The organism is uncultured Chitinophaga sp., from assembly GCF_937898475.1.
GTDB lineage: Bacteria > Bacteroidota > Bacteroidia > Chitinophagales > Chitinophagaceae > Chitinophaga.
Genome location: NZ_CALEJS010000013.1, coordinates 122,603 through 134,236, shown reverse-complemented (window position 1 = coordinate 134,236; position 11,634 = coordinate 122,603). Strand labels below are relative to the sequence as shown.

Here is an 11,634-nt window from a genome sequence, read left to right as displayed (position 1 = left end):
CGTACTTTTTCCATGAATAGCATTATCCGTAAAAAAAAGGAGAAACAGCTGCGCTGCTTCTCCTTTCTATTTTAAGTGCCGTTAGTACCTTATTCACTTACCCTGGTGATCTTCAGGGCATTGGTAGGCAGGTGCTCTTTTACAGGCGTGCTGCCGGTATTCACCACCACATCGCCTGCTTTGATGAAGCCTCTTTCCTTGAGAATGTTGATCTGGTCGAACACGATATCGTCCAGGCTCTCTTCTTCAGCATAGTAGAAGGCGCGCACACCCCAGCTCAGGCTCAGCTGGTTTACCAGGCTTCTTTCCTTGGTAAAGATATACAGCGGAGAACGCGGGCGGTAGCTGCTCAGCATGAAGCCGGTGTAGCCGCTCTGGGTCATACCGATCAGGGCGTCTGCATCCAGGTCTTCTGCTATCTTACACGCATTATAGCAAAGGGCGTCGCTCAGGAAAGTGGAAGAGTGACGGTGGGGGATCAGGTTACGGTTGTAGATGATGTCTTCTTTCTCAACTTCCCCGATGATCTTCTTCATGGTCTGGATCACCAGTACAGGGAATTGACCGGTAGCGGTTTCGCCGCTCAGCATCACCGCATCGGCGCCTTCCAGTACCGCATTGGCCACGTCCGTAATTTCACTACGGTTGGGACGGGTACGGTCTATCATGCTCTCCATCATCTGGGTAGCCACGATCACCGGTTTTGCACGGTGGATACATTTGCGGATGATATCCTTCTGGATCATCGGGATCTGCTCTACCGGCAGTTCCACACCCAGGTCGCCACGGGCGATCATTACGCCGTCGCTTTCCCAGATGATCTCTTTCAGGTTCTGGATAGCCTCCGGCTTTTCTATTTTAGAGATGATCTTGATCTTGGAATTACGCTCTTTCAGCTTCTTGCGCAGATCAGTCAGGTCTTTTACGTTACGTACAAAAGACAGGGCCACCCAATCGCACTCCTGGTCAATGATGAATTCCAGGTCAACCAGGTCCTTGTCTGTCAGCGCAGGCAGGGAAACCTTGGTATCAGGCAGGTTGAACCCTTTTTTAGATGACAGTACGCCCGGCAGGGTTACTTCTGCCTTGATCTCTCCGGCAGCGGTCACCTCTTTTACCACGGTTTCTATCTTGCCATCATCCAGCAGGATCTTTTGACCGGGCTTTACATCCCTGTGCAGGTTCTCGTAAGAAACATAGATCCTTTCCTTGGTGCCCACCACTTTCTCGTTCACAAAAGTGAGGATATCGCCTGCTTTCAGGGGCAGGGCGTTGTTCTCGATCTCTCCCACACGCAGCTTGGGGCCCTGCAGGTCTGCCAGGATGGCTACATTGTAAGGTTCAGTGCTGTTTATCTGGCGAATATGTTGGATAATGCGAAGCTTGTCTTCGTGTGAGCCGTGAGAGAAGTTCAGACGGAACACATTTACGCCGGCCTGCACCAGCTCCAGCAATTTCTCATAGGTATCGCAAGCAGGTCCTACAGTGGCAACAATCTTTGTTTTGTGATTAGAGTGTTCCCTGGATTTTTCATGATCCATCTGCTTGTGGTAATATTTGGATAAATCCTTTGTACTCATACGGCTTATTTTTAACTCGCTAGAATTTTACACATCTTAACCCATTCCGGATCCATTTCTTCTTTTGCTTTTATAGCATGATCCAGCGGTGTATAGTGGATTTTGTTGTTTACGATGCCTACCATCACGTTATGATTGCCTTCCAGCAGTGCGTTCACGGCTGCAAAACCCATACGGCTGGCCAGGATACGATCCTGCGCAGTAGGAGAGCCGCCCCGCTGGATATGGCCCAGGATGCACACACGGGTGTCTGCGTTCGGCAGCTCGTGCTTGATCATTTCCGCTACGCCGTTGGCGCCGCCTGCTTCATGGCCTTCCGCCACTACGATCAGGTTCACCAGTTTGCGGCGGCGCTCATTAGCCTGCAGGTCTGCAATGATCTCTTCCACTTCAGACTTATGCTCCGGCATCATGATATGTTCCGCACCAGTGGAAATGCCACTGTACAACGCTATATAACCGGCATCACGTCCCATCACCTCAATAATGAAAAGACGGTCGTGCGCATCGGCAGTATCGCGTATTTTATCAATAGCTTCGATAGCGGTATTTACGGCAGTATCAAACCCGATCGTAAAATCCGTACCGGCAATATCTTTATCAATAGTACCCGGTAAACCGATACAGGGGATGTCAAATTCTTCAGAGAATTTCTGGGCTCCTTTGAAAGAACCATCACCTCCAATCACTACCAGGCCGTCAATGTTGTGCTTTTTCAGGTTTTCGTAGGCTTTCTTCCTGCCTTCCGGCTCATAAAAATCCTTGCAACGGGCCGTTTTAAGGATGGTGCCCCCACGTTGGATAATGTTGGCCACTGATTTTGATTCCATTGGCAGGATCTCGTTCCTCAGCATTCCCCGGTAGCCATACATGATGCCATAAACGTTCAACTGGTGATAAATACCTGTTCTTACCACCGCACGTACAGCCGCATTCATGCCTGGGGCATCCCCGCCAGAAGTAAGAACCGCAATGTTGTTCACTTTTTTCATTCAGGATATAATATTTATCTTCCCGGTGCTTATATTGATTTGTTAAAAAAACACCGAAAGGGCGCACAAAAATAACATTTTGGATTTTGTTTCCTAACAGTAATCCGCTTAAATAATTGAAATTTTCAATTTTAGTTAAACAATCCTGGAAATTTTTTCAAAAACTATACTTATGACGAAAAAGCATTATAGACAAATATTGGTATTGGGTATGAGTATTTTAACAGGCAGTGCAATGGCACAGCAAGCCGGGATGGTATATCCGGCTACGATGAAAACAGATTCGGTGGATGATTATCATGGCGTTAAAATAGCGGACCCGTACCGCTGGCTGGAAGACGACCACAGTGAAGCTACCGCCGCCTGGGTAAAGGAGCAGAACACGGTAACAAATGCTTACCTCTCCAGGATCCCTTTCCGGGACGCCATCAGGCAACGCCTCTCCGTTCTCTGGAATTATCCAAAAACCGGGGCGCCTTTCCGCGAAGGGGAATATTACTATTATTATAAGAACGATGGTTTGCAGAACCAGTCTGTCCTTTACCGCCAGAAAGGCCTGGACGGCAAGCCCGAAGTGTTCCTTGATCCCAACAAGCTGTCTGCCAGCGGCACTACGGCCCTCGGCTCCGTCAGTTTCTCCAGGGATCACCGCTATGTAGCTTATTTACTGTCCGGCGCGGGGTCAGACTGGCAACAGGCCTTTGTGATGGATGTGGCCACCAGGGAGCTGCTGCCCGATAAGCTGGAATGGATCAAGTTCAGCGGCCTTTCCTGGAAGGGCGATGGCTTCTACTACAGCCGCTACGACGCCCCCGGCGAGAAAAACCGCCTTTCCCAGAAGAATGAGTTCCACAAGGTATACTATCACCGCCTGGGCACTTCGCAGGAGCAGGACGAACTGGTGTTTGTAGATAAAGACCACCCCCTCCGCAATGCCAACGTGGCTGTTACGGAAGATGAGCGCTTCCTGATCCTCCACACCACGGAAGGTACGTCCGGTGCTGAGATCTGGTACCGTGATCTGCAGGATGCGGGGCAGAAAGACTTTAAACTGCTCATCAAAGGTTTCGACTTCCAGCCTGGTGTGATAGACAATATAGGGGGTAAGCTGCTGGTGCACACCAACCATGATGCGCCTAATTATAAGATCGTGCTGGTAGATCCTGCACATCCAGAAAAGGAGAACTGGGAAACCATTGTGCCCGAGAAACCGGAAGTGCTCTCCAGCGCAGGTATGGCAGCCGGCCGCCTGTTTGTGGGCTACCTGAAAGACGCTTCTGAACGCATGTACCAGTACGAGATCAGGCCGGGCGCGAAAGCTACATCCAGGGAAGTGGTACTTCCGGGTATAGGTTCGGTAAGTGGCTTCAATGGAAAGAAAGACGACAAATTCCTGTTCTATTCCTTCAGCTCTTATACTACTCCCGGCACAATATATAAATATGATGTAGCCACCGGTAAATCTACCCTTTATACCAGGCCTACGCTTAACTTCAACCCGGACGAGTATGAAACCAGGCAGGTGTTCTTTAACAGTAAAGACGGTACCCGCATACCCATTTTCCTGTCTTATAAAAAGGGAATGCAGCAGCAAGGCAACAACCCGGTACTGCTTTATGGCTATGGCGGTTTTAATATTCCCATGACGCCGGGCTTCAGTCCTTCCAACCTGCTCTTTATGGAACAGGGCGGTATCTACGCGGTAGTGAACCTGCGCGGCGGCAGTGAATATGGAGAAGCCTGGCACAAGGCGGGTATGCTGGAGCATAAGCAGAACGTGTTTGACGATTTTATCGGCGCGGCAGAATACCTGGTACAGCAGCAATATACCAACCCTTCACGTATAGCCATCAGGGGTGGTTCCAACGGCGGCCTGCTGGTAGGAGCCTGTATGACCCAGCGGCCGGACCTCTTCAAGGTGGCGCTGCCGGCTGTGGGCGTAATGGATATGCTGCGTTACCAGCATTTCACCATTGGCTGGGCCTGGGCGGTTGAGTATGGCAGAAGCGACAATCCTGAACAATTCCGTTACCTGGTAAAATACTCTCCCCTCCATAACCTGAAGCCAGGTACCGCTTATCCGGCCACCCTGGTTACCACTGCCGATCATGACGACCGCGTAGTGCCCGCCCACTCATTTAAATTTGCCGCCACCCTGCAGGCCTGCCAGACAGGCCCCAACCCGGTGCTGATCCGCATTGAAACACAGGCTGGACACGGCAGCGGCAAACCTACGTCCAAACAAATAGACGAGGCAACCGATGTATGGGCGTTCACGTTGTATAATCTTGGCGTGGATTTTAAGTAATTTATTAGTACGAATTATCCCGCTAGCCGGGATAATTCGTAATTTTAATAAATTGCTGCTATGAAGGTTTTAATCACAGGAAGTAACGGTTTATTAGGCCAGCATCTTATTCCGCTGTTTATTGCGGACGAACGGTATGAAGTGATTGCGGCAGGCAGGGGTGTGAACCGCCTCCCGTCCCGGCAGGGGTATACTTATGAATCAGTGAACCTGCGTAATACGGTCAGCGTGCAGCAGTTAGTGGAAAAGCACCGTCCCGATATCATTATACATGCGGCCGCTATGACACAGGTGGATGAATGCGAGCGTAACAAAGATGCCTGCTGGGATACCAACGTAGCCGCTACACGTTATCTTATCCAGGCGGCTGAAAAGTATAATGCCTTTTTCCTGTTCCTCTCTACTGATTTCATTTTTGACGGCCTGGAAGGTCCTTACCGGGAAGATGATGCCCCCAACCCGCTCAGTTACTACGGCGCCAGCAAAGTAGCGGCAGAACGTATGATCCGGAACAGCAAGCTGCCCTGGGCTATTGTACGGACCGTGCTGGTGTACGGCACTGCCATCGATATGCAGCGCAGCAATATTATCACCTGGGTAAAGAACAATCTCCAGCAGGGTAAGAAGATCAAGGTGGTAGACGATCAGTGGCGTACGCCTACCCTGGTGCAGGATCTTGCCGAAGGTTGTAAGCTGGTGGCGGATAAGCAGGCTACCGGCATCTTTCATATATCCGGCAATGAAATGTTATCGCCTTATGAAATGGCCGTACAAACCGCCCAGTTCTTTAAGCTCGATCTCCGCCTCATCGAGAAGGTAAATGCCAAAAGCTTTGTTCAACCGGCCAAACGTCCGGCTAAAACAGGTTTTGTCATCGATAAGGCGGTACAGGAACTGGGGTATCAGCCTAGAAGCTTTGCAGAAGGGCTGGAAATAGTTGCCAGGGAAATAGGGGCAAAACAATAGTTATTTAAACTCCAGGTAAACATCGTGTTTTCCCCCATAGGTCGTCTTCACAAATCTGATCTTTTCTGTTGTATCGGCCGCCGGCGTTTTAAACCTGATCCTCACTTTAAACTGGGTAGAGTCATTATTGCCGTATGCAGATGCATCCTGCCCATAGGTTTTTAGATTGGCCGCACGCTTTTCAGCAGCAGCCAGGCTGTTATAGGAACCGCATACAATATAATACTCCAGGATCTGCGACGGATCTCCCGGCTCCGGCTGCACAGGCGCCGTACTGGCGGTATCCGTCTGTGTTACCTCGGCCGGTAAGCTCATGGTATCGGTAACGGCAGGCGCTGTAACTGCCGTGTTATCTACTGTAGATTCCGTTGGTACCTGGTTGCTCACAAACCACCAGATGGCGGTAGCTACCAGGGCGGCCGCAATAGGAATTGCCACCCACCACCATTTAAAACGGGACTGCTGTTCTTCCTCCTCCCATGGTGGTACGGTGTAATGATCCACCACTTCATTGTTCACTACTTCCGTAGTGCCTACCGTTACACTTGGCGTGGCATCGGGCCGCAACACAGGCTGCAGGTGCAGGGCGTCCGGCCTGCCGGGCAGGGTTTCCGGGGTGAAACTGATATGTCCTGTAGGGCCGGCCTGCAGGGAGCCTATGCCCGGTAATTCCAGCGGGCGGCCGCTTTGCAGGCTGGCCTTGAAGTCTTCAATATACTTTTCCAGCTTACGGCTGGCAATAGCGGGAACCAGCTGCTCTTTCAGCGAGATCCATTCCAGGCAGGAGCCGTCGTCTGTCCATTTTTCTTCAAAAGTCACCCGCTGTCCCGGCGGGTCAAGGCTTTTGTCCACTACATTATACTGCGCAGGTATGTGCTCAAGGGTAAAGGTTCCGATCCCCGGCACAATGCATACCTGCTGCCTGAAAAGGACGTCCTGTATGTACTGTTCTAATATCAAGGTGTTTGATTATTGCGCAAGTTTACAACTTTAAAATTTAATCATCACTCCTCCTACGATATTAAAACCATAGGTGGGATAGCCGTTCCAGCGTTGGTAATGCGAATTAAACAGGTTATTGGCAGTTACCCACACGTTAAAATTACGGCCAACATCATAGTTGGCGCCGGCGTTCAGGTCAACCGCTCCCTTGGTTTTGGCAAAATCCTTATTGGCCAGCTGGTAGTAACTGCCGCTCAGCGCATAGAGATTGGCGTCCAGGTGCAGGTGCCTGCCTACCGTATATTGTCCGTACAGGTTGGCCTGGAAAGGGATCATATGCCAGGCTTTTACCTCGGTGTATTGCTTGTTGTAATTATACCAGTCGCCACTCAGACGTACCTGGAATTTTTCTTCCTCGATATAGCCGATCTCTGCATGCAGCTGGAAAGCACGCAGCTGGTCTTCATTTTTGATGAGAAAGGTATTGCCTACTGTGGTGTCGTTTACAAACAGGGGCAGGTTATGCCAGGTAACCGCGGCAAATTTGGTATTGTAGTTGAAATGGCTTCCCAGTGTACCTTTAATACCGGTATATTTTTCCTCTACTCTTGTATTCAGTATGTCGCCGGGGTATTGGCCAATAAAAGGATTCTTGTTGGCCAGGTTACGGAAACTGTTCTTGTCGATATAAGAGATCCAGCCGCTGCTCAGGATCACTTTCTTGCGTATCAGGTGTGATTCGTTCACAATGTCTGGCAGCAGGTAGAACTTGCTGTTGGTCCAGGTGGGATTTACGCCCGCATGCAGGGTAAAGCCCGGCTTGATGATCTCAAAAGCGGGATGGATGGCCACCACGTTGTTGTTGATCTGTTCCTGGTTATCTTCCTTGAAAGTGGAGAGATCAAGTACGCCTTCTGCTTTCAGGAAAAGGTCCTGCACCAGCTGCTTGCTCACCGGTACGTTGATGATGGCGGTATTTTCCTTGCGGTCAAAAGCATCATTGAACAGGATGAATTTTGCCTTGGGTGCAAATTGCAGCGCCCAGTCGTTCAGGGGGCGGTTCTTCAGTCCTACCTGCAGGGTGCCCTGGTTAAAAGCCTGCTTTACATCCCCTTTGGAGAAGTCAAACATCGTATGGTCATACCCGTAATAGTGGATTACATTGCGGTCAAAACCTACACTGCCGTTAATCTCAAACAGGGGGGAGTAGTAGGTACCGGAGGCCAGCACGTTTAGCGCGCTGTAGTCCTGGTTTTTGATATTCCCTTTTGAAGAAATAAAGCTGCCATACAGCCCGTAGTTGAACTTTTCGTTCCGGTTGCTGCCAAAGCCAGCCTGGATCAGGGGTGTTTTATAATTGCCAAAGCCGCCTTTGATAAAATTATTCTGCAGCGCGCTCAGGGAATCTTTACCCAGGGCCAGGGGCTTTAAGGGCACGGGCTGATACATGAAAGCCAGGTTAAGGGCCGGTACCTGGTACAACAGGCGCGGACGGGCAGTATCCGTACCGGGCAGTGAAGCCGTTAAGTTCAGCTTGGCGGCGTCGCGCAATTTGGGCTGATAGGTAGAGATAATGTCGATCGTTTCCTGTTTCAGCGAGTCCTGCGCCTGCACCGGTTGTTGAAGTCCAAGGGCTGCAACAACCAGCGCCGTTCCCATTCCCCACCTGCTCATATATTTGGTATAACCCTTCATTCGTTTTGCTTTTTACTTTTAACTTTTTTACTTGATCTTGGAAGCTGCTTTTTCTGCTGCTTCTACTTTACCCAGTTTTTCTTTTGCTTCCTGTTTCAGCTCCGGTATCGGGCAATTCTCAGCCAGGCTCTGGAAAGTGGCTTTGGCATTGAAATAATCTTTCTGTTGGGTATATACATCTCCCAGCAGGATATAGGCTTTTGCCACCCAGTATCCATAGGAAGGGGTGTTTTTGATCACGTCAAAGCCTGCCTTTTCCGCAGCATCCAGCTCGTTCTTTTTCAGGTAACTGATACCTGTATAATAACGGGCTTCAGCGCCGGTCTCGGATTTTGTCATGCCTGCCACTGTTTTGAACTCGCTGATGGCATCGTCATGTTTGCCGGCTTCCTGCAGGGAACGGCCCATGGCATAATGTCCCAGTATCTGGTCGTCTGTGCTGATGCTGGAAGAAGACAGCAGCATTTCCGCATAATTGCCTGCCTCATCCCAGTGCCCTAACTGCAGGTTGCTGCGTAAGAGGCCACGGGTGGCGGTCAGGGTATTTTCTTTGCCCGTGCTCAGGTCCTGCAGCTGCAGGTAATAGTTGCGGGCTTTTTCATAATTCTTTACCTGGTAGAAATAAATGTTGGCGGCCTGCTGGGCGGCGCGCTCCGCATAAATGCTGTTGTTCCCGGAGAGGATGAACTCATACCCCGGCAATGCGGCCGTATAATCTTTATTGTTATAGGCGCATTCTGATTTATAGAAGTAAGCAGGCAGCAGGAACTGCCCGTTGGGATATTGTTTGATGTAGTTGTTGAAAGCCGCGGTAGCGCCGCTGCAATCATTGCCGTTGAACTTGGCTTCTGCCGCTGCATAGGCAAGAGAATCCGCTGCAGATGCAGTTACGGTACGGCCGCTGGCTTTGAGCAGGGCTACGTAATCATCGGTTTTGCCCTGGCTGATGTAAATGTCTTTGATGGCCGCCAATGCTTCTCCGGCTTCTGCCGAGTTGGGATATTTCTCTACTACCTGGCGGTAATAGGAGAGGGCCTTGTTATCATTATCCCGGTTAAAATAGCACAGTCCCAGTTTTAGCAGCGCCCTTGGTGCATTGGGCCCGTTGGGCTGTTTCTGCAGCACACGCTCCAGGAAGGGGATCGCTTCTGTGTATTTTTCTGAAGCCAGGTAGGTGTTGGCGATCTCAAAATCTGCGTCGTTGCCGAAGCTGGAAGAAGGATATTTGTTACCCAGCTGTTTCAGCAGGGCCAGTTTCTCATTGTATTTACCCTGTATGCCCAGTATCACCGCCTTCTGGTAAGTAGCATAGTCTGCGTCCGGGTCATTTTTGGCGATCACGCGGTCATACAAGGCGGTGGCCTTGCCAAAATCTTTCAGCATGTAGTAGCAGTCTGCGCTGCGCAGTAATGCATCGTTGGCGATGCGTGGCGCATTGGGCCCGCTGACACGCTGGGCAGCTTCAAAATGCTGCAGGGCATGGGTATAGTCCTCTTTCTTCAGCAGGCTGTACCCCATGTTATAGCTGGCCGTCTGTGCATTGGCTTCCCCGGAGGAAGGCACGCCGCCGGTCAGGTAGGCATTGAGGTTGATGATGGCGTTATCGGTACGTTGCTGGCGCAGGGCAATTTCGGCTTTCCAGAAATGCGCCAGCTGTTTGATGTTCGGATCATAGGCATTTTTGATGGCAATATCCAGCAGGCGGTCTGCCTCACCCAGCTGCTGATCGTTTATCAGCTGGGTGGCTCTTCCGTAGGCTACCCGCTGGTAGGCGCGGAGCACGGTCGGGTTCTTTTCAGGGAGCGACTCAATGGTGGTGATGGCGTCCTGGTAGTTATTGGTGCTGGCAAAAAGGCTGACCAGTATCTCTTTCGCTTCTTTGTTGTAAGCAGATCGCGGGTAGGTGTTTACAAAATTGGTCAGCTCTGTCAGCGCTGCGTCCTGGTAGCCCAGTTCATAAGAAAGCTTGCCGTAATTGAACCGCGATATTTCCTGCTGTTGCGGGTTGGCGTTGTTGCGGGCGCCAAAGGCAAAGGCATTACGTGCATTGGCCTTCTGGCCGGTGCGCAGGTAACAGTCGCCCAGCAGGTACATGGAGTTCTGTCCCAGTGAATCCTTTTCGCCGCTCAGCTGTTTAAAACCGCTGATGGCTTTGTTATAGTCGCCCGTCTGGTAGTAGCAGTAAGACAGCTGGTAAACATCTTCTTTCCTTACTTCTTCTGCATTGTCCTGGTATTCCTGCAGGTAAGGCAGCGCTTTTTTATAGTCTTTTTTCTCAAAATAGGCTTGTCCTAATAACTGCTTCAGTTCTGCATCGTAGTATACATTGCCTTTCTGCAGCAGCGGTTCTGCAATGCGGATCACTTCATCCTTTTTGCCCTGGAAGTAGTAGATCTCTGCAATGTAGTAGGGCACGATGCCAGCGTATTTGGGTTCTTTCTCCACCCGTTTAAAGCTGGCGAGCGCCTCGCTGTACTGCCGGTTGTTGTAAGCAATAAAGCCATAGTAATAATTCGCGGGTATGTAGTATTTGCCTTCTATTTCTTTAATAGAGGCAAACAGAGGCTGGGCTTTCTGGAAATCTTTTACATTGAAGTAACAGTAGGCCAGCTCAAATTTAGCATCGGCTATTTCGTCGTTGGAAAGGTTGTCGATGTTGGCCTTTTCATACAGGGGGATGGCCTCTTTCAGCTTGTTGCGGTGAAAGTAGTATTTGGCCAGCTGGTAGCTTACCAGTTGCTCCCGGGCATTGTTGTTGGTGCGTTGCAGGTATTGCTGCGCCATTTTCTCCGCGTCGGCCTGCTGCAGTTTCAGCGCACACACGGTATAGTAGTAGGCTGCATCTGTTTTTACAAGCGAGCGGTTGGTTTCCTGGAAATAGTTGATATTATCCAGCACCTGCCTGAAAAGCTGCATAGACACCGCGTATTTCTCCTGCTGGAAAAGCTGCTGTGCATCCTTGAAAACTTTATCCTGGTCAGTATAAATACGGGTATGCTGGGCCTGGGCAGGGGTAATGGCGGCCAGGCCGGCGCCTCCCAGAGCCAGCAGGGATAAATACAAATGTCCGGAAACCACGATCTTTCTTATAAATTGCATGCGCTTGTATTTGTTAAAATAGTTTATTGGCTTACCTGTTTCCTTCATTGAC

Annotated in this window: 7 protein-coding genes; 2 read left to right on the top strand and 5 right to left on the bottom strand. The window is 50.3% G+C overall.

The window, feature by feature from the left end; all coding sequences use genetic code 11:
* Positions 1–89: 89 nt before the first annotated feature.
* Together pyk and pfkA are read right to left on the bottom strand one after the other, a co-directional pair.
* On the bottom strand, positions 90–1,580 hold the full coding sequence (gene pyk / locus Q0577_RS06155; protein WP_298733768.1) for a pyruvate kinase: 1,491 nt from the start codon (positions 1,578–1,580) through the stop codon (positions 90–92).
* 11 nt (positions 1,581–1,591) lie between these two features.
* Entirely contained in the window at positions 1,592–2,572 is a 981-nt protein-coding gene (pfkA, locus tag Q0577_RS06150; protein ID WP_298733766.1) for a 6-phosphofructokinase, read from the bottom strand.
* 211 nt (positions 2,573–2,783) lie between these two features.
* Between pfkA and Q0577_RS06145 the strand changes: the two genes are divergently transcribed.
* On the top strand, positions 2,784–4,880 hold the full coding sequence (locus Q0577_RS06145; protein ID WP_298733764.1) for a prolyl oligopeptidase family serine peptidase: 2,097 nt from the start codon (positions 2,784–2,786) through the stop codon (positions 4,878–4,880).
* A 60-nt stretch (positions 4,881–4,940) separates the two neighbouring features.
* On the top strand, positions 4,941–5,846 hold the full coding sequence (locus Q0577_RS06140) for an SDR family oxidoreductase (protein ID WP_298733762.1): 906 nt from the start codon (positions 4,941–4,943) through the stop codon (positions 5,844–5,846).
* Here Q0577_RS06140 and Q0577_RS06135 read toward each other — a convergent pair whose 3' ends face one another.
* The 3 genes from Q0577_RS06135 to Q0577_RS06125 are packed head-to-tail and all read right to left on the bottom strand — an operon-like array spanning position 5,847 to position 11,582.
* The gene (locus Q0577_RS06135; protein WP_298733760.1) at positions 5,847–6,806 is read right to left on the bottom strand and encodes an SPOR domain-containing protein; all 960 of its coding nucleotides are present in this window, start codon (positions 6,804–6,806) and stop codon (positions 5,847–5,849) included. It abuts the gene before it with no gap.
* Between the two features lie 30 nt (positions 6,807–6,836).
* Complete coding sequence (locus Q0577_RS06130) at positions 6,837–8,483, bottom strand: hypothetical protein (RefSeq protein ID WP_298733758.1); 1,647 nt, start codon at positions 8,481–8,483, stop codon at positions 6,837–6,839.
* 27 nt (positions 8,484–8,510) lie between these two features.
* Positions 8,511–11,582, bottom strand: coding sequence for a tetratricopeptide repeat protein (locus tag Q0577_RS06125; RefSeq protein ID WP_298733756.1), 3,072 nt, complete (start codon positions 11,580–11,582; stop codon positions 8,511–8,513).
* Positions 11,583–11,634 lie beyond the last annotated feature (52 nt).